The organism is Mycobacterium shunyiense, assembly GCF_058270075.1.
In genome coordinates, this window is record NZ_JBZDPU010000040.1 from 570,595 (window position 1) to 596,319 (window position 25,725).

Sequence of the window (25,725 nt, forward strand, 5' to 3'; positions counted from 1 at the left end):
AGAATGACTGAGAGTTCTGCCCCGCCGGCTTATCTGCGGCTGCTGGTCAGGGCTGTCACGCCACTGGTCAAGACCGTGCTGCGGAGTCCGGCGCAAGGCTGTCTGAGCGACACGATGATGATCCTCACCGTGACGGGCCGTCGGACCGGTCGAAGCTACGAGATCCCGGTCAGCTACGTCGCTGACGGCGCCGTCCTCACTTGTATCACGGGAATCGACAACGCCTGGTGGAAGAACCTACGCGGCGGTGCCGATGTCGCCGTGTTGTTGCAGCGGAGCCGCTTTCGCGGATACGCCGAGGCGTCGACCGGCGTCGCCAACATTCCGCTAATAGAGAGTTTCCTGGCGGCCAGGCCGCGGGATGCGCGGTTTCACCACGTGCGGCGGAGCAGGCACGGAAAGTTCGACGCGGATGACCTCACGCGAGCGGCACAAACGCGCGTGGTCATCCGCGTCCAACTCTGGCCGGACTGCTGAATCTCAGCCGATCCAATTCGGGGGGCGCTTCTGCAGGAACGCCATCATGCCTTCGCGGGCCTCATCGGAGACGAACAGCTGCGCCGACTGCCGTGTCAGCGCTTCGGCATCCGCGTCGAACTGACGCAGGATCGAAGCTGTGGTCAACGCCTTCGACGCAGCCAACCCCTGAGGGGAACCCTTTGCGATCTCGGCGGTCAGCGCGGCCACGGCCGCCTCGACGTCGTCTGCGGCCTGCGTGATCAGACCGATCTCGGCCGCCTCGGTCGGGCCGAACTTCTCGCCGGTGACGAAGTAGCGGCCCGCCGAGCGCGGTGACATCTTCGGCAACAGCGTCAGCGAGATGATCGAGGGCGCAACGCCGATACGCGCCTCGGTCAACGCGAACGTGCTCTTCGGGCCGGCCACGACGAGATCGCACGCGCCGATCAAGCCCATCCCGCCGGCGCGCACATGGCCGTCGATCGCGCTGATCACCGGAACCGGAAGCTCCAGGATGGTCCGCAGCGTCCGGGTCATCTCCCGGGCCCGGTCCACCGCAATCTCACCGGGGTCCTGACCAGCGGCCTCGCTGAGATCAGCTCCTGCACAGAACGTTCCGCCGGTGTGATCGAGGACCACCACCCGGACGCCGGGCTCATCGGCGGCGTCCGCCAGGCCCTGGTGCAACTGCTCCACCAGGGCCGTCGACAACGCATTGCGGTTGTGCGGGGAATCGAGCGTCAGACGCGCAACGGCGCCGTGAACCCGGTAGTGGACTAAAGAAGTCATCGTCAGTACGGCCTCGTCAGTAGGAGCGCGGCAGACCGAGCGATGTCTGGGCGACGAAGTTCAGGATCATCTCCCGGCTCACTGGGGCGATGCGGGCCAACCGCGACGCGGTGACGGCTGCGGCGATGCCGTACTCCTTGGTCAGGCCGTTGCCGCCGAGGGACTGTACGGCCTGATCCACCGCACGCACCGAGGCCTCGCCTGCGGCGTACTTGGCCATGTTGGCGGCTTCCGCAGCGCCGAAGTCATCACCGGCGTCGTACAGAGTGGCGGCCTTCTGCATCATCAGCTTGGCCAGTTCGACCTCGATGTGGGTCTGCGCCAGTGGGTGCGACAGGCCCTGATGTGAGCCGATCGGAACCTTCCAGACCTGGCGGGTCTTCAGATAGTCGGTCGCCTTGGCGATGGCCAGCCGGCCGGTGCCGACAGCCATGGCCGAACCCATGATCCGCTCGGGATTCAGGCCCGCGAACAATTGGGCGATCGCGGCGTCCTCCGAACCGACCAGTGCATCGGCCGGCAGTCGCACGTCGTCGAAGAACACCTGGAACTGGCTCTCCGGACTGATGATCTCCATGTCGATCGCAGTCCAGCTCAGGCCCGGGGTATCCGTCGGAATGACGAACAGTGCGGGCTTGAGATTGCCGGTCTTGTGGTCCTCGGTGCGGCCGACGACGAGCACGGCCTGGGCCTGGTCGATGCCGGAGATGAACGTCTTCTGGCCCTTGAGGATCCAATCGCTGCCGTCGCGGCGGGCGGTGGTGGTGATCCGGTGGCTGTTGGATCCCGCATCAGGCTCGGTGATCGCGAAGGCCATCGTGATCGACCCGTCCGCGATGCCGGGGATCCAGCGCTTCTTCTGTTCCTCGGTACCGAACTTGGAGATGATCGTGCCGTTGATGGCGGGGGAGACCACCATCATCAGCAGCGCCGAACCACCGGCCGCCATCTCCTCCATCACCAGGGACAGTTCGTACATGCCGGCCCCGCCGCCGCCATACTCCTCGGGCAGGTTCACCCCGATGAAGCCGAGTTTGCCTGCCTCATTCCACAATTCGGTGGTGTGCTCACCGGCGCGGGCCTTCTCCAGGTAGTAGTCCTGCCCGTAGTTGGCGACCATCGCAGCCACCGCCTGGCGCAGGGCCTTCTGTTCCTCGGTTTCGATGAAGCTCATGACTGTTCTCCTTCAGGGTTCTCTACTCGGGCAAGGATGGCGCCGACCTCGACCTGCTGGCCTGCGGCGACATTGAGTTCGGCCAGCACCCCGTCCTCGGGGGCGGCGATGGTGTGCTCCATCTTCATGGCCTCGAGCCAGATCAGGGGCTGTCCGGCGGTGACGGTATCGCCGACGGCGGCGCCGACCCGCACCACCGAACCGGGCATCGGTGCCAGCAGTGAGCCGTGCGCGACCGCGTCGTCCGGATCGGGGAAGCGGGGCGCCGCGGTGAGCTGGACCGGACCCAGCGGTGAGTCGACGAACACCTGATCGCCATAGGTCGCCACATCGAACGTGCGGTCGACCCCGTTCACGGATAGCACCACGCGGTCCGGCGTCGCAGACAGGAGCGAAACGCCCTCGTCGTCGGGCAACTCAATCCCGGTGCGGGTGAACCGGTAGCGCACCGGAACGTCGTCACCCGCGGCATCGCGGTACGTGCGCGACTGATAGCCCGACGCCAGGTTGCGCCAGCCGCTCGGTGCCGCACCGAAAACCTTGGCGCTGCTGCGGTTGTGCGCGGCGTCGGACAGGGCGGCGGCGAGCGCCGATAGCGTCACCACACCACCGTCGGCCAGTGGGGCGGCCAGAGTATCGAGGCCGTGCGTGTCGAAGAACGCCGTGTCGGTGGCCCCATCCAGGAATGCCGGATGCCGCAGCACGTTCGCCAGCAGATCGCGATTGGTGCGCAGTCCGTGAATCCGGGTGCGGGCCAACGCATCGGCCAGCACGGTGGCGGCCTGGCGGCGGGTCGGGGCGTACGAGATGACCTTGGCCAACATGGGATCGTAGAAGATCGACACCACTGAGCCGTCCTCGATGCCGGTGTCGACGCGGACCTGCCCGGGTACGTCGAACCGGTGCACGGTGCCGGCCTGGGGCTGCCAGCCCTTGGCCGGATCCTCGGCGTAGAGCCGGGCCTCGATGGAAGACCCGCGTGAGGCGGGGGGTTCGGCGTCGAGGCGGCCGCCGTCGGCGACCAGGATCTGCAGCTTGACGAGATCCAGCCCGGTGGTGGCCTCGGTGACCGGATGTTCCACCTGCAGTCGGGTGTTCATCTCCAGGAAGAAGAAGTCGCCCTTCTCGTCCGCCATGAACTCGACGGTGCCGGCGCCGGCGTAGCCGATCGCCTCGGCGGCCAGTCTGGCCGCGTCGAAGAGCTTCTCCCGCATTCCCGGGGTGCGCTCGACGAGGGGAGAGGGCGCCTCCTCGATGACCTTCTGGTGACGACGCTGGATCGAGCACTCGCGCTCGCCGACCGACCACACGGTGCCGTGCGAATCGGCCAGCACCTGCACCTCGACGTGGTGTCCGGCGGCCAGGTAGCGCTCACAGAACACCGTCGGGTCACTGAACGCCGACTGCGCCTCACGCTGGGCCGCGGCCACTTCGCTTGGCAGATCGGACAGTTCACGCACCACGCGCATGCCGCGGCCGCCACCGCCGGCGGAGGCCTTCACCAACACAGGCAGCTGATCGGCCGTCACGGTGGACGGGTCGAGTTCGGCCAGCACGGGCACACCGGCCGCGGCCATCATCTTCTTGGCCTCGATCTTGGACCCCATGGCCTGCACGGCGTTCACCGGCGGCCCGATCCAGGTCAGCCCGGCGTCGATCACCGCGGCTGCGAAATCGGGGTTCTCGGAGAGGAACCCGTAGCCGGGGTGGACGGCGTCGGCGCCGGAAGCCTTGGCCGCGGCGATGATCTGAGCGGAATCGAGGTAGCCGTTGTTGCCCTCCAGGCGTACCCGGGCGTCGGCCTCGGCGACGTGGGGCGAGCCGGCGTCGGGATCGGTGTACACCGCGACGGTCCCGATGCCCAGGCGGCGGCAGGTCTCGAAGACCCGGCGGGCGATCTCGCCGCGGTTCGCGACCAGAACTCTCGTAATCATTGTCACCGAACCTGAGCTTGTGGTCGAAGAATCGTCGAAATCTCGCACATAAGCTCAGTTTCGACACGCAAGATAGGCATAAGCTCTCACATCCTGAAGACGCCGAAGTTCGACGTCCCCTCGATCGGGGCATTGGCGATGGCGCTCAGGCACATTCCCAGCACCGTGCGGGTGTCGCGAGGATCGATCACCCCGTCGTCGTAGAGCCGGCCGGACAGGAACATCGGCAGCGACTCCGCCTCGATCTGGGCCTCGACCGCTGCCCGCAGCGCGGCGTCAGCGGCCTCGTCGACCGCCTGACCGCGGGCCTCGGCAGCGGCGCGGCTGACGATCGAGAGCACGCCGGCCAGCTGCGTGCCGCCCATCACCGCGGACTTGGACGATGGCCAGGCGAACAGGAACCGCGGGTCATACGCACGCCCGCACATGCCGTAGTGGCCCGCGCCGTAGGAGGCGCCGAGCAGCAGTGAGATGTGCGGCACCGTCGAATTGGACACCGCGTTGATCATCATCGAGCCGTGCTTGATCATGCCCCCCTCTTCGTACTGCTTACCCACCATGTAGCCGGTGGTGTTGTGCAGGAACAGAAGTGGGGTGTCGGAACGGTTGGCCAGCTGGATGAACTGGGTTGCCTTCTGCGACTCTTCGCTGAACAGCACCCCGCGGGCGTTGGCCAGGATGCCGATCGGGTAGCCGTACAGCGTGGCCCACCCCGTCACCAGTGACGAACCGTACAACGGCTTGAACTCGTCGAAGTCCGAACCGTCGACGATGCGGGCGATCACATCGCGCGGATCGAACGGGATGCGCAGATCGGCGGGCACGATGCCGATGAGTTCCTCCGGGTCGAACTTCGGCTCGACGACCGGTGCGGGAACGGGTCCCTTCTTGCGCCAGTTCAGCCGGGCCACGATGCGCCGGCCGATCCGGATCGCGTCGAGCTCATCGTTGGCAAGGTAGTCACCCAGACCCGAAGTGCGGGCGTGCATCTCGGCACCGCCCAGCGACTCGTCGTCGGACTCCTCGCCCGTGGCCATCTTCACCAGCGGCGGCCCGGCCAGGAACACCTTGGAGCGTTCCTTGATCATCACGACGTGATCCGACATGCCCGGCACGTAGGCGCCGCCGGCCGTCGAGTTGCCGAACACCAGCGCGACGGTCGGGATGCCGGCCGCTGACAGCCGGGTCAGATCGCGGAACATCTGCCCGCCCGGGATGAAGATCTCCTTCTGCGTCGGCAGATCGGCGCCACCGGACTCCACGAGGGAGACCACCGGCAGCCGGTTCTCCATCGCGATCTGGTTGGCGCGCAGGATCTTCTTGAGCGTCCACGGATTGCTGGTGCCGCCCTTGACCGTCGGATCGTTCGCGACGATCAGGCACTCGACGCCCTCGACGGCACCGATGCCGCAGACGACGCTGGCGCCCACGGTGAAATCACTGCCCCAGGCGGCCAGTGGGCTCAGCTCGAGGAACGGTGCGTCCGGGTCCAGCAGCAGTTCGACGCGCTCGCGGGCAGTGAGCTTGCCACGGCCGTGATGGCGGTCGACGTACTTGGGACCGCCACCGGCCAGGGCCTTGGCGTGCTCGGTGTCGAGTTCGGTGAGCTTGGTCGCCATCGCTTCGGCGGCCTCGGTGAACCCGGGGGAGCGGGGATCGATCGTTGATTTCAGTGTCGTCACGACTGGAACCCCAATGTCTTTGCGGCCAAGGAGGTCAGGATCTCGGTGGTGCCACCGCCGATACCCAGGATGCGCATGTCGCGGTACTGACGTTCGACCTCGGATTCGGCCATATAGCCCATCCCGCCGAACAACTGGACGGCCTGGTTGGCGACCCATTCCCCGGTCTCCACAGCGGTGTTCTTGGCGAAGCACACTTCGGTGATCAGATTCTCTTCACCCGCGAGCTGCCGCTCGACCACATGGCGCGTATACACCCGGGCCACGTCGATCCGGCGGGCCATCTCGGCCAGCGTGTTCTGCACCGACTGCCGGGAGATCAGTGGCTTGCCGAAGGTCTCGCGGTTACGGCACCACTCGACGGTCAGATCCAGGCAGCGCTGGGCACTGGCGTACGCCTGGACGGCCAGGCCGACCCGCTCGGACACGAATGCCGCGGCGATCTGGAAGAAGCCGGAGTTCTCCGCGCCGATCAGGTTGGCTACCGGCACCCGGACATCGGTGTAGGACAGCTCGGCGGTATCGCTTGAGCGCCAACCCATCTTGTCGAGTTTGCGGCTGACCTCAAAGCCCGGGGTGGGCTTGTCGACCACGATCAGCGAGACGCCCGCAGCACCAGGGCCGCCGGTGCGCGAGGCGGTGACGACGTAGTCGGCGCGTACGCCCGAGGTGATGTAGGTCTTGGCGCCGTTGAGGATGTAGTCGTCGCCGTCTCGAACTGCGCGGGTGGTGAGGTGCCCGACATCGGAGCCGCCGCCGGGTTCGGTGATGGCCAACGACCCGATGAGATCCCCACGCAGCGTCGGCTTCACATACGTCTCGATCAGCCGCTCGTCACCCGAGGCGATCATGTGCGGCACCGCGATGCCGCAGGTGAACAGCGAGGCGAACACGCCGCCGGGCGAGCCGACGTAATGCATTTCCTCGCAGATGATCACCGCGTCGGCTCCGTCGCCGCCGCCACCGCCGACAGACTCGGGGAAATTGGCTCCGAGCAGTCCGGCCTCGCCGGCCTTGCGGTGCAGCTCGCGCGGGAGTTCGCCGGTGCGTTCCCACTCGGCGGCGTGGGGCAGCACCTCACGCTCGGCGAAACTGCGCACCGTCTTGCGCAGCGATTCGCGTTCGGGGGTATTCCAGATGCCGGTCACAGCAACCTTTCCGGGATATCGAGATGACGGCTGCGCAACCATTCGCCCAGCCCTTTGGCCTGTGGATCGAACCGGGCCTGATATGCGACGCCCTGGCCGAGAATGCCTTCGATCACAAAGTTCACGGCCCGCAGATTGGGCAGCAGATGCCGGGTGACCGGAAGCTCGGCTGTCTCGGGCAGCAATTCACGAAGCCGCTCGACCGTCAGGGCGTGGGCCAGCCAGCGCCACTGCTCGTCGGTCCGCACCCAGACGCCCACGTTGGCCGACCCGCCCTTGTCGCCGCTGCGGGCGCCGGCGATCGTGCCGAGTGCGGCGCGTCGGGTGGGGCCTTCGGGGAGCTCCTCGGGCAGGGCCGGGTCGGAAACCGGTGACAGCGAGAGTGTTTCGGCTGCCGGAGCGATACCGATCCGGGTGCCGTCGGCATGCACGGCGATGTGCGGCACCTCGGTGGCGTCGACATAACCGGGTACGAACACGCCGTATATCTGACCGTCGCCCGGCGGCGCCGTGGTGGTGAATCCCGGGTAGCTCGCCAGCGCGAGTTCCACGCCCGCCGCGGAAAATTGGCGGCCGACAAGGTTGGGGTCGGGGTCGCGGACCACACAGTGCAACAAAGCGCTGGCGGCTTCCTCGGTGTCGGCGTCCGGATGGTCGGTGCGGGCCAGGTTCCACTCCAGCTCGGCGGGACGGACTTTGATGCCGGCCTCCAACTGGCTGCGGATGAGCGCCGCCTTGGCTTCGATGTCCAGGCCGGTCAGCACGAAGGTGGCGGCGTTGCGGAACCCGCCGATGCTGTTGCACGACACCTTCAGCGTCGGCGGCGGGGCTTCGCCCGTCACTCCGGAGATGCCGACGCGGTCGGGACCGTCCTGGCTCAACTGCACCGAGTCCACCCGAAGCGTCACATCGGGATTGGCGTAACGCGCCCCGGTGATCTCGTAGAGCAGCTGCGCGGTCACCGTGCCGACGCTGACCTGCCCGCCGGTGCCGGCGTGTTTGGTGATCACCGACGAGCCGTCCGCGGAGATCTCGGCGATGGGGAAACCGGGCCGGGCCAGATCTGGGATTTCGGAGAAGAACGAGTAATTGCCACCGGTGGCCTGAGTGCCGCACTCGATCACGTGACCGGCGGCCACCGCCCCGGCGAGTGCGTCGTAATCGGTGGTCTTCCAACCGAAGTGCGCGGCCGCGGGCCCGACGATCACCGACGCGTCCGTCACGCGGCCGGTGACGACGACGTCGGCACCGGAATCGAGGCAGTCGACGATGCCCCACGCGCCCAGGTAGGCGTTCGCCGCGAGGGGAGTGCCGAGCCCGAGTTCGGAAGCGCGGCCCACGAGGTCGTCGCCCTCGACGTGGGCGACGTTGACGTCGAGACCCAGCCGTTCGGCCAGGGCCCGGATGGCGACGGCCAGCCCCGCGGGGTTCAGCCCGCCGGCGTTGGCCACGATCTTCACGCCCTTCTCCAGTGCCAGCCCCAGTGACTGCTCGAGCTGAGTGAGGAAGGTCTTGGCGTAGCCGCGCTCGGGATTCTTGGCCCGGTCGCGGGCCAGGATCAGCATGGTGAGCTCGGCGAGATAATCGCCGGTCAGATAGTCCAGCTCCCCACCGGCGAGCATGTCGTGCATGGCCGACAGCCGGTCGCCGTAAAACCCCGAACAGTTGCCGATCCGTACTACTGGTGGCACACGTACTCCCGTCAACGCTGAAAGGGACCAACCAACCGGTAGGTTAGCGGGTACCGCCGGTACCACGTCAAGGGGTGTCCGGCCCGGGATCCACCCACCAGATTGCATCCAGGGACGGAATCAGGCGGCGATTTGTCCCTGAATGCAATCTGGATGCCAGCCGCGGCTGCGCAGCGCCTGCTCGACCCGCGCGAGGACGTCGACGATGTTGTCCTCGGCGATCACGCGGATGACGATCCAGCCCATGGCCTCCAGCTTCCGTAGGGTCTTCTGGTCCTGCACATAACGCCTGCGGTCCGACTGGTGGAAGATGCCGTCGTAATTGACCCCGACCATGAACCGCTCCCAGCCCATGTCCAACTTTGCGACGATGCGGCCGCGTCCTTGGATCACCACGATCTGGGTCTGGTCGGGCGGCAGTCCGGCGTCGGTCAATTGCAGGCGCAGCCAAGTCTCGCGCGGTGAATCGGCGCCGGAATCGACCAGTGGCAACGCCACTTTGAGGACCCGGATCCCACGGATCCGCGGGTAGCGGTCGATGAGCGGGGTGACGTCGTCGGCGGTGACCTGGAGAGTCCACGCCAAAGCGTCGATGCGGGCGACGGCGTCATCGCGTGGGAGGTGACGGCCCAGGTCGAACGCCGTCCGCACCGGTGTGGTCACCGGCAGTCCGACCACTCGTTTGATCTCGTCGTCGGCGAGCGTCTCGTTGCGCACGATCAATCCGCTGGGTGGGCGGCCGTTGCGCCAGATGAGTTCGATCGGGATGTCGGCATCGACGTAGGAGGCCCCGTGCAGCGCGGATGCGGCGACCCCCGCGATCACCGCCCGGCGCCTCGACCACAGCCAGGCGCCAATGGTTCGGTCACGCAGCGTGGGTTCGGCTGGTGCATACACGTCGGGAAAAATCCGTTGGTAGTGATGCCTGAGGCCGTTGCGCGTCACGAGCCCCTCGGCCAACGCTTCGCTGCCCATGAACACCCTGGCCATTGCCGTCATTGCGGCATGCTCGCACCCCGCACCGACATGCCATCGAGATTGATGTCAGGGACGGAATCGGCCGGATTTTTGTCCCTGACATCAATCTCGGCGGAAGGGGCGGATGGGGCGCGGAGCCCTCGGCGTAACGGCCGCGGAGCGCTTGGGGCAGGGCCGTGGAGCTGCGTTTTGGAGGAGCGCCAGGTCAACCGTTACTCTGTACCTAATCGTCGCCGCCGGTGAGCTCATTTCGATTCGCGCGGCAACAACCCAGAGCAAGGAGATGCACGTCATGGCTGTGCCCAAGCGCAGAATGTCGCGCGCGAACACCCGTAGCCGGCGCGCGCAGTGGAAGGCCGAGGCCACCGGTCTCGTCGGCGTCAGTGTCGCCGGTCAGCAGCACAAGGTGCCGCGCCGTCTGCTCAAGGCCGCCCGTCTCGGCCTGGTCGACCTCGACAAGCGCTAGAACCGCAGAGACTTCTTCAAAAAGCGCTATCGCTCGCGATAGCGCTTTTTGTCGTGTCCAGGGGCTGTACGCGCCACGAAAACGCTCGGAGAATTTGCGGCGCGCCTCTCAGCCCACTCTCAGACAGCGGGTTGAAACTGGGCCTGTGCGCATACTTGTCGTGGACGACGATCGCGCTGTGCGCGAATCCCTGCGCCGGTCGCTTTCTTTCAACGGATATTCGGTCGAGCTCGCCCAGGATGGGGTAGAAGCGCTCGAGGCGATTTCCAATGACCGGCCCGACGCTGTGGTTTTGGACGTGATGATGCCCCGGCTGGACGGGCTGGAGGTGTGCCGGCAGCTCCGTAGCACCGGTGACGACCTGCCGATCCTGGTGCTGACGGCCCGTGACTCGGTCTCTGAGCGGGTCGCCGGGCTGGACGCCGGTGCGGATGACTACCTGCCCAAGCCGTTTGCGCTCGAGGAGCTGCTGGCGCGGATGCGGGCGTTGCTGCGCCGGACCGTCAGCGACGACGGCGCCGATTCGCAGAAGATGTCTTTCTCGGATCTGACCCTGGACCCGGTGACCCGCGAGGTGACCCGCGGCCAGCGTCAGATCAGCCTCACCCGCACCGAGTTCTCGCTGCTGGAAATGCTCATCGCCAACCCGCGCCGGGTGCTCACCCGCAGCCGCATCCTCGAAGAGGTCTGGGGCTTTGACTTCCCGACCTCCGGCAATGCGCTTGAGGTCTACATCGGCTACCTGCGGCGCAAGACCGAGGCCGAAGGTGAGATTCGACTGATCCACACCGTGCGCGGCGTCGGCTACGTGCTGCGCGAAACACCCCCCTGATTTGATGGCGCTCAACGACAACGACGGTCGCACCACCCCCTTGAACATCGGGCGGCCTGCCGCCGTCCTCCGAAACACCAGCTCACTGTCACTGCGCTGGCGCGTGATGATGCTGGCGATGTCGATGGTGGCCATGGTGGTCGTGCTGATGGCCGTCGCCGTCTACGCGGTGGTGTCCCGTGCGCTCTACGACGATCTCGACAACCAGCTGCACAGCCGCGCCCGGCTGCTCATCGAGAGCGGATCGCTGGCAGCCGACCCAGGCAAGGCGATCGAGGGCACCGCGTACTCCGATGTCAACGCGATGCTGGTGATCCCGGGCCGATCCATCTACACCGCCAATCAGCAGGGCCAGATGCTGCCACTGGGCACGGCCGAGAAGGACGTCATCTCGGGCGAGCTGCTGATGTCCCTGCGCACCGCCAACCACCAGCGGGTGCTCGCGGTGCACCTGGCCAACGGCAGCTCCCTGCTGATCTCGAAGAGCCTGGCGCCCACTGTCCAAGTGCTGCGACGCCTGGGCACGGTGCTGCTCATCGTCGGAGGTGTCGGCGTGGCAGTGGCGGCCATGGCCGGTGGAGCCGTGGCCCGAGCCGGGCTCAGACCGGTGGGCAGACTCACCGAAGCCGCGGAGCGGGTCGCCCGTACCGACGACCTGCGGCCCATCCCGGTGGTCGGCAGCGACGAGCTCGCCCGGCTCACCGAGGCGTTCAACATGATGTTGCGGGCGTTGGCCGAATCGCGGGAACGCCAGTCCAGGCTGGTCTCCGACGCCGGGCATGAGCTGAGAACCCCGCTGACCTCGCTGCGCACCAACGTCGAACTGTTGATGGCCTCGCAGGCGCCCGGGGCGCCGCCGCTGCCCAGGGACGAGATGGATGGGTTGCAGCAGGACGTGATCGCCCAGATCGAGGAGCTCTCCACCCTCGTCGGCGACCTCGTCGACCTCACCCGCGACGACGCGGGCGGCATCACCCCCGAACCGGTCGACATGTCCGAGGTCGTCGACCGCAGCCTGGAGCGGGTCCGGCGGCGTCGCAATGACATCGACTTCGACGTCGATGTCATCGGCTGGCAGGTATTCGGCGATGCGCCCGGACTCGGCCGCGCCGTGCTCAACCTGCTCGACAACGCCGCCAAGTGGAGTCCGGCCGGCGGGGCGGTCGGCGTCCGGTTGCGCCAGATCGATCCGACACATGCCGAGCTGGTGGTCTCCGATCATGGGCCCGGTATCCCTCCGCAGGAACGCGCGCTGGTGTTCGAGCGGTTCTACCGATCCGATGCGGCCAGGGCGATGCCGGGATCCGGCCTCGGATTGGCTATCGTCCAGCAGGTGGTGCTCAAGCACGGCGGTGCCCTGCACATCGACGACACCGTGCCGGGTGGCACCCCGCCGGGGGCGTCGTTTCACATGGTGCTGCCAGGGCAGCCGATCTCGAATGCCGATGCGACACACGTGCACCCGGCCGGTGGCGGGCACACCGTCGGCGCGGAGAAAAAGTGAGACAGTTGAGGTGGTCGGGGGACCAGTCATGGATGGACCAGAAATCTCTAAGTGGATTCTCAGCCCATCTGGGCAACCTGAGTGACCACCACTTCGTTTGACGAAGTGACGGATACGAGGGTTGGACATACGGGTCGGACCGGATCGGCGTGACTGGCCGGCGGACCTTTTACAAGAGAAGAGCACGCAGCACAATGACGAACCACCCGAGGTACCCCCAGCAGCCGGAGCAGCATCCCGGCGGCGCCCCCGGATACGCCGGTGCGCGTCCTGATCCTTACCAGTCACAGCCCTACGACTGGCGCTACGCGCGTCAACAGCCGTCGCAGCAGCAGCAACAACTGCCGCCCCCGCAGCAGTCGCACCAGACGCAGCAACACCAGACACCGCAACACCAGCCGCAGCCGCAGGCCTACCGTGCGCCGTACGACCCGTACCGGATTCCGGTCGGCCCGCAGCCCGTCCCCGCGAAAAAGCGGTCCAAGAACGGCCTCGTGGCCGGCGCGCTCGCCGTGGCCGTGGTGTCGGCAGGCATCGGTGGCGGTGTCGCAACCTTCGTACACGACGACCATCCGCGTCTGGGCACGCAAGGCCTCGGCGCCGCACCGACCGTCCCCGCCGCGGCCCTGCCGCCGGGTTCGGTGGAGCAGGTGGCGGCCAAGGTGGTGCCGAGTGTGGTCAAGCTCGAGACCGACCTGGGTCGCGCTTCCGAGGAGGGCTCCGGCATCATCCTCACCGCCGACGGCCTGATCCTCACCAACAACCACGTCGTGCAGGCCGCCAAGCCGGGCGGGCCCGGCCCCGCGCCGGTACCGGGCGGGGCGCCGGCGCCGCCCGGCGCGCAGACCAAGGTGACCTTCTCCGACGGGACCACCAAGTCGTTCACCGTCGTGGGTACCGACCCGAGCAGCGACATCGCGGTGGTACGCGCACAGGACGTCTCGGGCCTCACCCCCATCACGCTCGGCTCCTCGGCCAACCTCCGGGTGGGTCAGGATGTGGTGGCGGTCGGTTCACCGCTCGGACTCGAAGGCACGGTCACCACCGGCATCGTCAGTGCGCTGAACCGCCCGGTCGCCGCCGGCGGCGACGCCCGCAACCAGAACACCGTGCTCGACGCCATCCAGACCGACGCTGCGATCAACCCGGGTAACTCCGGTGGCGCTCTGGTCAACATGAACGGCGAACTGGTCGGGATCAACTCGGCGATCGCCACCATGGGCGGGGATTCGCCGCAGGCGCAGAGCGGGTCGATCGGCCTCGGCTTCGCGATCCCGGTGGACCAGGCCAAGCGGATCGCCGACGAGCTGATCCAGAACGGCACGGCCTCGCACGCGTCGCTGGGTGTGCAGGTCAGCAATGACACCACCAGTGACGGCGCCAAGATCGTCGAGGTCACCAACGGTGGAGCAGCCGCAGCAGCGGGTCTTCCCAGCGGTGTGGTGGTCACGAAGGTCGACGAACGGGTCATCGGCAGCGCTGACGCGCTTGTCGCCGCCGTGCGGTCCAAGGCCCCCGGCGACAAGGTCACGCTGACCTTCCTCGACCAGGGCGGCAAGCCGCAGACCATCGAGGTCACCCTCGGCAGGGCCGAGCAGTGACCACACTTACCGGGCCCGGCGGGATGGCCACACTGCGTCTGGCTACACCGTTGTCTGCCGCCGGATATACGGTTGCAGGCATGGAACAGCCAGGGGAGTTGGTGGGCCGGGCGCTCGTCGTCGTCGTCGATGATCGCACCGCACACGGCGAGGAAGACCACAGCGGTCCGTTGGTCACAGAGTTGTTGGGTGAGGCCGGTTTCGTCGTCGACGGGGTCGTGGTGGTGGCCGCGGATGAAGTCGAGATCCGCAACGCGCTGAACACCGCGGTCATCGGCGGCGTCGATCTGGTGGTGTCGGTCGGTGGTACGGGGGTGACACCGCGCGACGTGACGCCAGAAGCCACCCTCGACATCCTCGACCGCGAGCTGCTGGGCATCGCCGAGGCGCTGCGGGCATCGGGCCTCTCCGCGGGCATCGTCGATGCGGGGCTGTCGCGCGGGCTGTGCGGAGTCTCGGGCAGCACGCTGGTGGTGAATATCGCCGGGTCCCGTGCAGCGGTGCGTGACGGTATGGCCACCCTCGGGCCGCTGGCTGCGCAGGTGATCGGCCAGTTATCAAGTTTGGAGATCTGAACGCAAGCGGAAACGGCGGCCATCGGCCGCCGTTTCCGTTTGTTGGCGAATGTCGCGCCCAGCGTTCATGCTGGTTAAGGGCAGGTTAACGGGCGTTGCACACCGCTCGACTTGGAATGTGATCTTCGTCACAAGGGGGAATCCTGATGCCGGAAGCGAACAAAATGTCCCGCCACGCAGTTAACAAGATCTTCGGTGAGGCCCTCCCGGAGATCGCTCCCGAGGAACGCGACATCGCTTCGCCGGACGACGATGCCGACCGCGACCGGTGGCTGCAGAACAACATTCCGCCTCATCATGGATGAATAGATGAGCGGCTTGTAAGGCAGGAAAACCCTGTAAGGCAGTGTGGTCTGGACCTCAGGTTGTTACCAAGGCGAACGGCGTCACAGCATTGCCCCGCGGGCCAACTTGCAGCACCGCGACCCTGTGCGACATCTCCCAGCCGGCATTCAGCAAATTTTGATCGATTGAACGTATGCGGCCCCGCGGATATGTGCTTGCGTTGCCGCTCGGATGCCCTCCCGTTATGTTCCTCGTGTCAACGATGAGCATTAAGTAAGAGCGACGTGTGGAGTTCCTAATCCACATCACATGTTGGTCTTGCGCGGCGGTACGGTCTGCGGGGGCCGGGACGCCTCCACAAACGGTGGGCCCTCCGGGAGCGCCGGCGACATAGCTAGGGAGAACATGAAGGCATTCAGTCGGGTGCTGGTCGCGATGGTTGCAGCCATCGCGGCGCTGTTTACGAGCACCGGCATTTCTCATGCGGGTCTGGACAATGAACTGAGCCTGGTCGATGGTCAGGATCGGACCCTGACGGTTCAGCAGTGGGACACCTTCCTCAATGGTGTGTTCCCGCTGGATCGCAACCGGCTGACCCGTGAGTGGTTCCATTCCGGCCGCGCCAAGTACACCGTGGCCGGCCCGGGTGCCGAGGACTTCGAGGGCACCTTGGAGCTGGGCTACCAGATCGGCTTCCCCTGGTCACTGGGCGTCGGGATCAACTTCTCCTACACGACCCCCAACATCCTGATCGACGATGGTGACATCACCGGCCCGCCCTTCGGCCTGGAGTCCGTCATCACCCCGAACCTGTTCCCGGGTGTGTCGATCAGCGCGGACCTGGGCAACGGCCCCGGTATCCAGGAAGTCGCGACCTTCTCGGTGGACGTCAAGGGTCCGGCCGGCGGGGTGGCGGTGTCCAACGCGCACGGCACCGTGACCGGTGCGGCCGGTGGTGTGCTGCTGCGTCCGTTCGCCCGCCTGATCGCCTCGACCGGTGACAGCGTCACCACCTACGGCGAGCCTTGGAACATGAACTGAGCACATGAACGTCCAGTTCTAGGCCTCAACAAAGCAGCCCCTGGAGAAATCCAGGGGCTGCTTTTGTGTTCGGGTGTCTACTTGTCGCGGTCGGCGCTCGTGTACTTGGCGGTGTCGGGGCTCGGGCCGGTGCCGGGGCCGGTAACGTGCTTGCCGCCGGAGCCATTCTCGGCCAGCAGGTCGCGGATCTCGGTCAGGATGCTCAACTCGGTGTCCTGCGCCTGTTCGACCTCGCCGCGCTCGCGCAACTTCTTGTACGGCAGAACGATGACGAAGTAGATCACCGCGGCCACCAGGATGAAGTTGATGGCGGCAGACAGGACGGCATTGAAGTCGATGAACGTCTCGGGATCGCCGCCCAGCGAGATTTTGAGAACCCCGTACTCCTTGCCGGGGCCGGCGCCGATGCGGTCGATCAGCGGCTGAACGACCTTTTCGGTGAAGGCGGTGACCAAGCCGGTGAAGGCGGCGCCGATGACCACAGCAACCGCAAGATCGATGACATTACCGCGGGAGAGAAACTCTTTGAAGCCCTTCAACATGCGGGGACCCTTCCTGCAGTGTGGGTTGTTAAATGGGACAAGCAAACAGTAACGGAGTTGGCTGAGCGGCTGGGTGATTGTGGGACAACAACTTCGACTCGTGTGAACTGCCTTGTCCGGCAAGGGAACCCGAGCTCAGTGAATGGTCAGTGTCAGTGCCTGCACCAGGCTGGTGGCCGCCACTTCATTGGCCGGGCGGGCCGGTAGAGCTACCAGCGCCACCCGGTCGCCGCCCGCACCGGCTCCGCGGACCTTCTCCGAAACGAGCACCACCACGGCTCCGGCGGCCACCACGACCGGCCGGGCCGGCCCCTTGTCGTCCTGATCGGCGGTCACCGTCAGCACATCGACGACGTCGCCGGGGCGGATCAGATCCAGCAGCGCGGTGTCGTTGAGTTTCACCGGCACGATGCGGGCATCCGGGCCCGCTGCCGTCTCGGCCAATCGTGATCCGAGCAGCCGGACATCGGTGATCACCTCGCCGCGACGGGCCGGCGCGGTCAGCGTCGCGCCGATCATCGGTGCCACGTCACGCTGGGCGCCGTCGGGCACCGTCGCCGTACTACGCCGCTCCAGCCGCACGTCGGTGGCGGTCAACGCGACGCCAGGGGACAGGTCGTGCGCTGCCACCGCGACCTCGATGTAGTCGCCGTGCGGGTCGGAGCGTAACGCGGCAATGGCCGCCAGAATCACCAGACCGGCCGCCGCGGCGCGGCGGGCAGCCACGGTTCGGGTCCAATCAGGCCGCGCAGCAGTCAGCCGACGCCACGGTGGCGGGTTGAGTGATGCGGCCATGGCGCCACGGTAAGCGCGCGACGGCCGGGTGGGAACGGCGTCTTCGCCGCCCTGTGGATAACTCGGAGGCTAGCTTGACGCGGCCGCGGCGGGGGCGGCGCTGGAGCTGCTCGACGAACTCGAGGACGAAGAGCTCGATGAGGACGACGACGAGTCCGAGGACGTGCTCGACGACGAGCTGTCCGCGCTCTTGCCGGACGAACCGTTGGACGAGCTCTTGCCCGACTCGCGGTTGTCGGTGCGGTAGAAGCCGCTGCCCTTGAACACCACGCCGACCGAACCGAAGAGCTTGCGCAGCTTGCCGGAGCACTTGGGGCAGGTGGTCAACGCATCGTCGCTGAAGGCCTGCACCGCGTCGAACCGATTGCCGCACTCAGTGCACGCGTAGGAATAGGTAGGCACGAAAACCCTCCGAGTTGGTCAAACTTGTTAGCACTCTACCGGCTCAAGTGCTAGAACCGCTACGTGGGCCATGTCATTCCCGCGGGCCGCCGGCGCCGGCGCACCGGAAGATTAGCGGTCCTGCTCGTGGTGGCGGTAATCCTGGCGGTGCTCGCCGTGCTCGTGCTGGCCCGCATGAAGGCCGCCACGCCGGTCGACGGCTCCGCCGCGGCCTCGGCACCGCCCCCGACGACAGGCCTGGCGCCGGCGCCGATGCAGCGGACGCCCGGTTACGACCGGGCCCGCACGCTGTTGGCGGGGTTGCCGGTTAAGGGCTGGGACCGCGACACCGATTACGCCCGGTACCGCTTCGGTGAGGCCTGGAGCGACGACGTCAACGTCGAGTTCGGCCGCAACGGGTGCAACACCCGCGACGACATCCTGCGCCGCGATCTGGCTCGACTGACCGTCCGGCCCGGCACGTGCTATGCCGCCACCGGTGTCCTGCACGACCCCTACACCGGCGTCGAGATCGCGTTCACCCGCGGCCCCGACACCTCCAGCACCGTGCAGATCGACCACCTCGTATCCCTGTCGGACGCTTGGTACAAGGGGGCGCGGTCCTGGGACCCGCAGCGGCGCAAGGACTTCGCCAACGATCCGCGCAACCTGATCGCGGTCGGCGCACAACCCAACTTCGACAAGGCCTTCCGCGACGCGGCCGGATGGCTCCCACCCAACGTGGCGTTCCGCTGTGAGTTCGTGGCCCGCCAGGTCGAGGTGAAATCCGCCTATCAGCTGTGGGTCTCGGCCAAGGAGCAGCGCGCCATGGCAGTGGTGCTCGACAGCTGCTAGCCGCGCCGGTAGCTCGGCGCGATCATCACCGGCACCGGCGAGCGGCGCAGGATCTTGCCCGCCGCCGAGCCGAGGAACACCTGGGCCGTCGGGGCGGCCGCACCCGAACCCAGCACCAGCATGTCTCCGGTGTCCCATCCGATGCTCTGTACCGCGGCATTCCAATCGTGGCCCGCGCCCACCACCACGTCGACGTCGGGAACGGCCATGCGGTCACGAATAGCCTTGAGCTGTTTGGTGATCTCGGCGATGGTTCGCCGGGACCACTGCTGCACCACCAACTCCTCGGCCGACGATTCGATGGTTCCGGCGAACGCTGCGGTGTTGCGGACCGTGAACGAGACGATGCGCAGCTTGGCCTGCCATGACGCCGCGAGTTCGGCCGTGGCCGGGATCAGTCCGTTGACGTCGGCCTCCCCGCCGTAGGCCGCGGTGAGCCGGGTGATGCGGCCGTCATTCTGGGCATACCCGCGTGGTGCGAACGCCACCGGCACCCGCGCGGTGTGCACCAGACGTTCGGTGACACTGCCCAACGCCACCCGGCCGAGCATGCCCGATGAGGACGAGCCGACGCACACCATGGTCGCCCGGTGGGCGTCGGCAAGCTCGATCAAACCGGTTGGGATCGAGGTGGATTCGTGCACGACCGGGGTGACGTCGAGATCGATGGGCAGGACGGCGACCGCGCGCTGCAACGCCTGGGTGGCCTGCCCGCGCACATAGGCCAAATACTCGCCCTCGACCATGTCGTCGCGCGCCGCCCATGACCGTTCCACCACTGCCGCGGCGATCACCTGCTCGCCCGTCGTGCGGGCGATCTGGATCGCCAGGTTCAGCGGTGCGCTGCTGTGCCGGCTCGCGCTGAACGCAGCCAGGATGGTCACGACGCGTGCTCCTGGGTACGGGCTCGCGACACCACATGGGTTACCGGGATCTGGTAGTCGGCGCGGGCCCGGTCGACGACCTCGAACCGGTGCCACACCGAATCCTCCGGCGGCAGCGTCGAAATCACGATCTGGTCGGGCCGGAACGCCTCGACGGCGTGGGCCAGGGCCCGCAGCGGACGATAGTCACCCAACTCACCGTCGGCCTGCAGCTCTTCCGAGCGCAGCGTGCTGAGCGTCTGATCGAGGCGACGCTGGGCCGCGCGGGTGGTGGCCTCGGAGATGTCGAGCGGCCCGTGGGTGGCGGCCACCCCGGTGTCGATCGGGCTGGCCGGCACCACCACCTGATAGACGGCGTCGCGGTCCGCGCCGATGCGCCGCAACTCGTCGAGCAGTTCGTTGGATTCGACGGTCTCGTTGGCCAGCACCAACACTCGGTGTGGATGGGCGGCTCCGTCCGCCGGGGCCACGCCGGCCACCTCGGGCCGGTGTCCGATGAACCACCGGTTGGCCAGGAACAGCAGGATCACCACCACCCACGACGCCACGCTCAACGTCAGGGCCTTCCGGTTGTCCCCGCCCTGCACATACATCTGGATCAGGATGCCGAAGATGGCTGCGGCGGTGAGGATCGACAGCACTGGGAACAGCCACATCTTCACCTTGAGCTGGTCTGGTGAGGTGCGATAGCGCAGCACGATCTGCGAGATGCAGATGAGCAGGTAGACGAACAGGATCACGGCGCCACTGGAATTCAGCAGGAACGCGAAGATGGTGTCCGGCCAGAACGCCGCAGCGATCACGCACAGGAAGCCGATGACAGACGAGGTCAGGATTGCCGGGGCCGGGACGCCGCGTCGGGTCACCGCGACCAACTGCGGCGGTGCCTCGCGCCGGGCGGCCAGCACGAAAAGCATGCGCGATGCGGTGTACATCCCAGAGTTCAGACAGCTGAGCACCGCGGTGAGGACCACCGCATTCATGATGTGATCGGCGTAGGGGATACCCATCTCGGTGAACACCGAGACGAACGGCGACGCGACGTTGCCCGCGGCGTCCTTCTTGAAGTGATCCCACGGCAGGATCGTCGTGATCAGGAATGAGGAGCCGACGAAGAAGATCGCGATACGCATGATGACCGAGTTGGCGGCCTTGGCCACGGCGCGCTCGGGATCGGCGGACTCGGCGGCGGCGATGGTGGCGATCTCCGCACCGACCATCGAGAAGATCACCGTCACCACACCGACGGTGACGGCCATTGCGCCCATGGGGAAGAACCCGCCGTGAGAGGTCAGATTCGAGAAGTCCATGTCCTTGTTCGGCCACAGTCCGAAGACGAAGAGCGCGCCCAATCCGATGAACGCCAGGATCGCCGCCACCTTGATGCCGGCGAACCAGTACTCGAATTCACCGAAGGACGACACCGAGAACAGATTGGTGGCCGTCATCGCGATCAACAGGAGCAGTGCGGTCAGCCAGATGGGGACATCCACCCAGAATTGGATGATCTTGGCGCCCGCGATCGCTTCGAAGCCGACGACGATCACCCAGAAGTACCAGTAGAGCCAGCCGACCGAGAACCCCGCCCAGTTGCCCAGCGAGTTGCGCGCGTAATCGGCGAATGATCCGGTCGACGGGTTGGCCACCGCCATCTCGGCCAGCATCCGCATCACCATGATGACCAGGACCCCGGCCAGCGCATAGGTGATGAACGAGCCGGGTCCAGTAGCGCCGATCACCACCCCGGAGCCGACGAACAGGCCGGCGCCGATCACGCCGCCGATGGCGATCATCGTCAACTGACGCTGACTGAGTGCCTTCTTCAATGCGGGTGTTTCACCCATTTGCGTACCGACTCCTCCGTGGTATGTGACTCAGGTCACAAGCGACCAGAAGGAAACGCTATGCCCGGCGGCCGATCGATGGAGCCGAAATTGGGCCGAAACTGTAGGAAACCCAGGCGGCCGGTTCAGACAGTTGTCGAATCGGGCCGGTACAGCCCGGCAAGCCGGGCCAGTCGCAGGCTCAGCATCAGTTCGAAACGGGTCTCGCCGTCGCTGAGGTCGCTGCCGACGGCCTCGGTCAGCTTCTCCAACCGGTAGTACAGCGTGGACCGGTGCAGATACATGTCCTCGGAAGTGCGCCGCACGTCGCCGCCGTTGGCCAGGTAGGTCTCGAGCGTGCGAAGGAGGTCGTCGCGACCCTGTTCGATCAGGCTGACGATGCCGGGGTGGACCAGCTCGCCGAGCCGGTCCCGGTCGTAGGCCTGGCCCAGCAGCGCCAGTGTGCGCCACGAACCGAGTGCGGACCAGTCGGCAACCTGGGTGCTGCTCGCGCCGACGCCCGCGAGCGTCAGTGCCAGGCTCGCGTGTCGAAACCCAAGGGCCGCTTGTGTTATCGGCAGAGCGACGCCGGAGGTGCCGATGGCCAGGTGCGTTCCGTAGCTGGCCCGGACGGCACCGGCCACAGTTTCGGCCGCCGCGGCAGATCCGGTGCGCGATACCGCGACGATCGTGGTCGGCGATCCGGCGAGGGTGTACCACCGGTGCGTTCGGTCGGTGGCCGTCAACCGCAGGCGCAGCGCCATACTCCGATCGACCGGATTGCCCGCGCCGTCGAGGGTGGGCTCGAACCGGAAAATCTGAACCACGTCGTCCGGCTCGACCATCGCCCTGGCATGCAGCTCACGGACGACTGCCTGGGCGAGCGCAGGTTCGTCGGCGGCAAGCAACCGCATCAAAAGGCCCTGCTGCGCAGACTCTTCGGCGCGCAGTGCCGCGTTGCGGCGGTCGAGGATGGCCAGCAGGTCGGCGCCGGCTCGTTCGGCCAGCCGTTGACCGTCCTCGGACAATGACCCTTCAGGGGCGATGATCCACAGGTAGCCGAACCGCTCGGACGCCGAGCGCACCGGCACACAGAACCGCGGCATCAAGTTGTGTTGCGGAAATGCTGGGATCCACACCGCCGAGTCGGCCGAACCGATTCCGAATTCGAACAGCGCCGCTTTGACCTCGGCGCGGGTCTCACGTTGCAACACGCTGTGGACCCGCACGTCGTCGAGTTCGCCGAGTTGACGGCTGTGCGTGATCGGGGTCAGCTCCTCGTCGTCCAGGAGCACTGCCCGATCCAGGGTCTGGGCCAGGACGTCGACGATCAGCTGCATGCGGACACTGAAGTCGGCGCTCACCGGATCGGACACCCTGATGATTCTGGACCGCTCAGCTGTGCAACGTCACCATTCCGCCCGACGGCGTCAACGCGTGCGTCATGCGCACGTCGTGCGGGTCGGCGGGCAGCTCGTCGAGCAATTCGTCGTCCCGTACCACCGCGACCAGTCGTGCATGCGGTGAGGCGTAGATCAGGCTGCGATCGTAGAAGCCGGCGCCCCGGCCCAGTCGGTTGCCGTGGCGGTCGACGGCCAGTGCGGGCACCAGTACCACCGCCGCGTCGGCGATCGATCCGGCGGGCAACCACGGCGGCGCGGGCTCGCGGAGACCGAACTCGGCTGCCACCAACGTGCCGGGTACATACTCACCCCACTGCATCGGCATTGCGCGGCCGTCCCCGTCGTTGCGGGCAACCGGAAGCAGTACGCGCACACCGAGTTCCAACAGGGTGTCCAACATGGCCGCAGACCCCGGTTCGGAGCCGACCGGAACGTAGGCGCACACCGTTTGCCCGGGACGGACCAGTGCGGGCAGCCAGTGGCAAATTGCCTGCGCCTCGCGGTTGCGGCAGTCGTCGGTCGCGGCCCGTCTTGCACGGAGAACGCCAGCTCGCAACTCGGTCTTGGTCGGCGGGGTCACGCCCTCCACCATTTCAGAACGGGCGTTAGTGTGTGAACGATGAGCACCTCTCCCAAGGCGCCTGAAGTGCCGATTCCCTACACGGCCGTGGTCCCCGCGGCCGGTCTGGGCACGCGCTTCCTGCCCGCGACCAAGACGGTCCCGAAGGAACTGCTGCCTGTGGTCGACACCCCCGGCATCGAGCTGGTCGCGGCGGAGGCGGCCGAGGCCGGCGCCGAGCGGCTGATCATCATCACCTCCGAGGGCAAAGACGGTGTCGTCGCGCACTTCGTCGAGGACCTGGTGCTTGAGGGCACGCTGGAGGCCCGCGGCAAGAAGACCATGCTGGAGAAGGTCCGGCGGGCTCCCGCGTTGATCAAGGTCGAGTCGGTGGTGCAGGCGGAGCCGCTCGGGCTGGGGCATGCCATCGGTTGCGTCGAGAGTGCGCTGGCTCCCGACGAGGACGCGATTGCGGTGCTGCTACCCGACGATCTGGTGTTGCCGACGGGCGTGTTGGAGACCATGTCGAAGGTGCGGGCCAAGCGCGGCGGCACGGTCCTGTGCGCCATCGAGGTCCCTGAAGACAAGATCAGCGCCTACGGCGTCTTCGACGTCGAGACGGTGCCCGATGCGGCCAACCCGAACGTGCTGCGCGTCAAGGGCATGGTGGAAAAGCCCAAGTCCGAAGACGCGCCGTCGCCGTACGCCGCGGCCGGCCGCTACCTACTGGACCGGGCGATCTTCGATGCGCTACGTCGGGTTTCGCGCGGTGTGGGTGGCGAGATCCAGCTGACCGACGCCATCGCGCTGCTGATCGAAGAGGGCCATCCGGTGCACGTGGTCGTGCACCGCGGAGCCCGACACGACCTGGGAAATCCCGGCGGCTACCTGAAGGCTGCGGTTGACTTTGCGTTGGAACGTGACGACTACGGCCCCGAATTGCGGAGCTGGTTGGTCGAACGGTTGGGTCTGGCCGGACAGGAGGGCTAGCAACGCGTCGGGCCCTACGCCGCGCGTTGTCCGGCAGTCGGGGCCCGTAGATAGGAAGGCGTGTTGTGCGTTCGGTCGAGGAACAGCAGGCTCGGGTAGCGGCTGCCGCGGTGGCGCCCCGGCCGGTGCGAGTGGCCATCGCCGAGTCACAAGGTCTGATGTGTGCCGAAGAGGTCGTGACAGAACGGCCCATGCCGGGATTCGATCAGGCCGCGATCGACGGCTATGCGGTCCGCAGCGTGGACGTGTTGTCGGTGGGCGACGGTGCCGGTGAGATCAGCTTGCCGGTGATGGGCTCGATCGAGGCGGGGGCGCGGACCCCGAGCCGCTTGCAGCCCCGGCAGGCTGCCCGGGTGCAGACCGGTGCGCCGATGCCGACGCTGGCCGACGCGGTGCTCCCGTTGCGGTGGACCGACGGTGGAGAGAGCCGCGTCCGGATCCTGCGCAGTGTGCGTTCGGGCGCCTACGTCCGGCGCACCGGAGACGACGTGCAACCCGGTGATGTCGCGGTGCGGGCCGGCACCATCATCGGTCCGGCCCAGGTGGGCCTGTTGGCCGCGGTCGGACGGGACCGGGTGCTGGTGCACCCGCGGCCCAGGCTGTCGGTGATGTGCGTGGGCGGCGAACTCGTCGACGTGTCCCGCAGCCCGGGAACCGGGCAGGTGTACGACGTGAACTCGTATGCTCTCGCCGCGGCGGGCCGGGATGCGGGCGCGGAGGTCAACCGCGTCGGCATCATCAGCACCGACCCGCGGGAACTCCGGGAAACCGTTGAGGGCCAAGTCAATCGCAATGAGATCGTGGTGATCGCCGGGGCGGTGGGCGGTGCCGCCGCCGAATCGGTGCGCAGTGTGCTCACCGAACTCGGCGAGATGGAGGTGTCCCGGATCGCGATGCATCCCGGGTCGGTGCAGGGCTTCGGGCAGCTCGGCCGGGACCGCGTTCCGGTCTTCCTGCTGCCCGCCAACCCGGTCAGCGCGCTGGTGGTGTTCGAGGTGATGGTCCGCCCGCTGATCCGGCTCTCACTGGGCAAGCGCCAGCCCATGCGACGCGTGGTGCAGGCCCGCACGCTGGCACCGATCAGCTCGGTGGCCGGGCGCACGGGATACCTGCGCGGGCAGTTGATGCGGGACCAGGACACCGGCGAGTACCTGGTGCAGGCACTCGGCGGGGCGCCCGGGGCGTCGACGCATCTGCTGGCCACCCTCGCCGAGGCGAACTGTCTCGTGGTGATTCCGAGCGAGGTGGATGAGGTCCGGACCGGCGAAACCGTGGATGTGGCATTCCTGGCCCAGCGCGGCTGATAAGACTTCATTCGATGAATGACGGTGTGA

At 67.0% G+C, this 25,725-nt stretch carries 25 protein-coding genes; 11 read left to right on the forward strand and 14 right to left on the reverse strand.

The features are described 5' to 3' along the window. Positions 1 to 3: 3 nt before the first annotated feature. A complete protein-coding gene (locus tag AC4ELH_RS33285) occupies positions 4 to 477 on the forward strand; it encodes a hypothetical protein (RefSeq protein WP_498889091.1) in 474 nt (157 codons plus the stop codon). Positions 478 to 480: 3 nt separating this feature from the next. Here AC4ELH_RS33285 and AC4ELH_RS33290 read toward each other — a convergent pair whose 3' ends face one another. The 7 genes from AC4ELH_RS33290 to AC4ELH_RS33320 form a co-directional block, all read right to left on the reverse strand. After that, on the reverse strand, positions 481 to 1,248 hold the full coding sequence (locus AC4ELH_RS33290; RefSeq protein WP_448441965.1) for an enoyl-CoA hydratase family protein: 768 nt from the start codon (positions 1,246 to 1,248) through the stop codon (positions 481 to 483). A 16-nt stretch (positions 1,249 to 1,264) separates the two neighbouring features. Then, positions 1,265 to 2,422, reverse strand: a complete 1,158-nt coding sequence (locus AC4ELH_RS33295; RefSeq protein ID WP_064882605.1) for an acyl-CoA dehydrogenase family protein — start codon at positions 2,420 to 2,422, stop codon at positions 1,265 to 1,267. Beyond that, positions 2,419 to 4,356: an acetyl/propionyl/methylcrotonyl-CoA carboxylase subunit alpha gene (locus AC4ELH_RS33300; protein ID WP_498889094.1), complete on the reverse strand. Its 1,938-nt coding sequence runs from the start codon at positions 4,354 to 4,356 to the stop codon at positions 2,419 to 2,421. Before AC4ELH_RS33300 ends, AC4ELH_RS33295 begins: the two co-directional genes overlap by 4 nt. Positions 4,357 to 4,442: 86 nt before the next feature. Beyond that, entirely contained in the window at positions 4,443 to 6,038 is a 1,596-nt protein-coding gene (locus AC4ELH_RS33305; protein WP_498889096.1) for an acyl-CoA carboxylase subunit beta, read from the reverse strand. Then, entirely contained in the window at positions 6,035 to 7,177 is a 1,143-nt protein-coding gene (locus AC4ELH_RS33310) for an acyl-CoA dehydrogenase family protein (RefSeq protein ID WP_498889530.1), read from the reverse strand. Before AC4ELH_RS33310 ends, AC4ELH_RS33305 begins: the two co-directional genes overlap by 4 nt. Before the next feature lie 5 nt (positions 7,178 to 7,182). Continuing rightward, positions 7,183 to 8,877 (reverse strand): acyclic terpene utilization AtuA family protein, encoded by a 1,695-nt coding sequence (locus tag AC4ELH_RS33315; protein ID WP_498889098.1) that lies wholly within the window; start codon positions 8,875 to 8,877, stop codon positions 7,183 to 7,185. Positions 8,878 to 8,997: 120 nt separating this feature from the next. After that, a complete protein-coding gene (locus AC4ELH_RS33320) occupies positions 8,998 to 9,867 on the reverse strand; it encodes a putative endonuclease domain-containing protein (RefSeq protein WP_498889532.1) in 870 nt (289 codons plus the stop codon). A 280-nt stretch (positions 9,868 to 10,147) separates the two neighbouring features. Between AC4ELH_RS33320 and rpmF the strand changes: the two genes are divergently transcribed. The 7 genes from rpmF to mspA all read left to right on the forward strand — a co-directional run bounded on the left by rpmF (position 10,148) and on the right by mspA (position 16,159). Further along, on the forward strand, positions 10,148 to 10,321 hold the full coding sequence (gene rpmF, locus AC4ELH_RS33325; RefSeq protein ID WP_044521728.1) for a 50S ribosomal protein L32: 174 nt from the start codon (positions 10,148 to 10,150) through the stop codon (positions 10,319 to 10,321). Between the two features lie 145 nt (positions 10,322 to 10,466). Next, positions 10,467 to 11,153, forward strand: a complete 687-nt coding sequence (locus tag AC4ELH_RS33330; RefSeq protein WP_055117058.1) for a response regulator transcription factor — start codon at positions 10,467 to 10,469, stop codon at positions 11,151 to 11,153. 4 nt (positions 11,154 to 11,157) lie between these two features. Further along, positions 11,158 to 12,657 carry a HAMP domain-containing sensor histidine kinase gene (locus tag AC4ELH_RS33335; RefSeq protein ID WP_448441973.1) on the forward strand — a complete coding sequence of 500 codons (1,500 nt, stop codon included), beginning with the start codon at positions 11,158 to 11,160 and terminating at the stop codon, positions 12,655 to 12,657. A gap of 194 nt (positions 12,658 to 12,851) precedes the next feature. Further along, complete coding sequence (locus AC4ELH_RS33340; RefSeq protein ID WP_498889102.1) at positions 12,852 to 14,258, forward strand: S1C family serine protease; 1,407 nt, start codon at positions 12,852 to 12,854, stop codon at positions 14,256 to 14,258. Between the two features lie 23 nt (positions 14,259 to 14,281). Continuing rightward, positions 14,282 to 14,833 (forward strand): MogA/MoaB family molybdenum cofactor biosynthesis protein, encoded by a 552-nt coding sequence (locus tag AC4ELH_RS33345; RefSeq protein WP_370693121.1) that lies wholly within the window; start codon positions 14,282 to 14,284, stop codon positions 14,831 to 14,833. Positions 14,834 to 14,979: 146 nt separating this feature from the next. Beyond that, positions 14,980 to 15,138 carry a hypothetical protein gene (locus tag AC4ELH_RS33350; RefSeq protein ID WP_165609180.1) on the forward strand — a complete coding sequence of 53 codons (159 nt, stop codon included), beginning with the start codon at positions 14,980 to 14,982 and terminating at the stop codon, positions 15,136 to 15,138. 385 nt (positions 15,139 to 15,523) lie between these two features. Then, positions 15,524 to 16,159: a porin MspA gene (mspA, locus tag AC4ELH_RS33355; RefSeq protein WP_064959211.1), complete on the forward strand. Its 636-nt coding sequence runs from the start codon at positions 15,524 to 15,526 to the stop codon at positions 16,157 to 16,159. A 77-nt stretch (positions 16,160 to 16,236) separates the two neighbouring features. Here the strand turns inward: mspA and mscL are convergent, their stop codons facing one another. From mscL to AC4ELH_RS33370, 3 genes are all read right to left on the reverse strand, one after another. Next, complete coding sequence (gene mscL / locus AC4ELH_RS33360) at positions 16,237 to 16,701, reverse strand: large-conductance mechanosensitive channel protein MscL (RefSeq protein ID WP_064886108.1); 465 nt, start codon at positions 16,699 to 16,701, stop codon at positions 16,237 to 16,239. A gap of 135 nt (positions 16,702 to 16,836) precedes the next feature. After that, positions 16,837 to 17,496 (reverse strand): SAF domain-containing protein, encoded by a 660-nt coding sequence (locus AC4ELH_RS33365; RefSeq protein WP_448441976.1) that lies wholly within the window; start codon positions 17,494 to 17,496, stop codon positions 16,837 to 16,839. 69 nt (positions 17,497 to 17,565) lie between these two features. Then, positions 17,566 to 17,898 (reverse strand): FmdB family zinc ribbon protein, encoded by a 333-nt coding sequence (locus AC4ELH_RS33370; protein WP_064886104.1) that lies wholly within the window; start codon positions 17,896 to 17,898, stop codon positions 17,566 to 17,568. 63 nt (positions 17,899 to 17,961) lie between these two features. Between AC4ELH_RS33370 and AC4ELH_RS33375 the strand changes: the two genes are divergently transcribed. Further along, on the forward strand, positions 17,962 to 18,732 hold the full coding sequence (locus AC4ELH_RS33375; protein ID WP_498889106.1) for an HNH endonuclease family protein: 771 nt from the start codon (positions 17,962 to 17,964) through the stop codon (positions 18,730 to 18,732). Here AC4ELH_RS33375 and AC4ELH_RS33380 read toward each other — a convergent pair. The 4 genes from AC4ELH_RS33380 to AC4ELH_RS33395 all read right to left on the reverse strand — a co-directional run bounded on the left by AC4ELH_RS33380 (position 18,729) and on the right by AC4ELH_RS33395 (position 23,434). After that, positions 18,729 to 19,616 carry a universal stress protein gene (locus AC4ELH_RS33380; RefSeq protein ID WP_463805522.1) on the reverse strand — a complete coding sequence of 296 codons (888 nt, stop codon included), beginning with the start codon at positions 19,614 to 19,616 and terminating at the stop codon, positions 18,729 to 18,731. The two genes, AC4ELH_RS33375 and AC4ELH_RS33380, sit on opposite strands and share 4 nt — an antisense overlap. Next, positions 19,613 to 21,460 carry an amino acid permease gene (locus tag AC4ELH_RS33385; RefSeq protein ID WP_498889109.1) on the reverse strand — a complete coding sequence of 616 codons (1,848 nt, stop codon included), beginning with the start codon at positions 21,458 to 21,460 and terminating at the stop codon, positions 19,613 to 19,615. The genes AC4ELH_RS33380 and AC4ELH_RS33385 overlap by 4 nt, the downstream gene beginning before the upstream one ends. A gap of 125 nt (positions 21,461 to 21,585) precedes the next feature. Beyond that, positions 21,586 to 22,815: a PucR family transcriptional regulator gene (locus AC4ELH_RS33390; protein WP_498889111.1), complete on the reverse strand. Its 1,230-nt coding sequence runs from the start codon at positions 22,813 to 22,815 to the stop codon at positions 21,586 to 21,588. Between the two features lie 19 nt (positions 22,816 to 22,834). Then, a complete protein-coding gene (locus AC4ELH_RS33395; RefSeq protein ID WP_498889113.1) occupies positions 22,835 to 23,434 on the reverse strand; it encodes a 5-formyltetrahydrofolate cyclo-ligase in 600 nt (199 codons plus the stop codon). Between the two features lie 27 nt (positions 23,435 to 23,461). Here AC4ELH_RS33395 and AC4ELH_RS33400 point away from each other — a divergent pair, with 27 nt between their 5' ends. Then, positions 23,462 to 24,391 (forward strand): UTP--glucose-1-phosphate uridylyltransferase, encoded by a 930-nt coding sequence (locus tag AC4ELH_RS33400; RefSeq protein ID WP_064886096.1) that lies wholly within the window; start codon positions 23,462 to 23,464, stop codon positions 24,389 to 24,391. A gap of 65 nt (positions 24,392 to 24,456) precedes the next feature. Further along, complete coding sequence (gene glp, locus AC4ELH_RS33405; RefSeq protein WP_064886094.1) at positions 24,457 to 25,695, forward strand: molybdotransferase-like divisome protein Glp; 1,239 nt, start codon at positions 24,457 to 24,459, stop codon at positions 25,693 to 25,695. Positions 25,696 to 25,725: the final 30 nt, after the last annotated feature.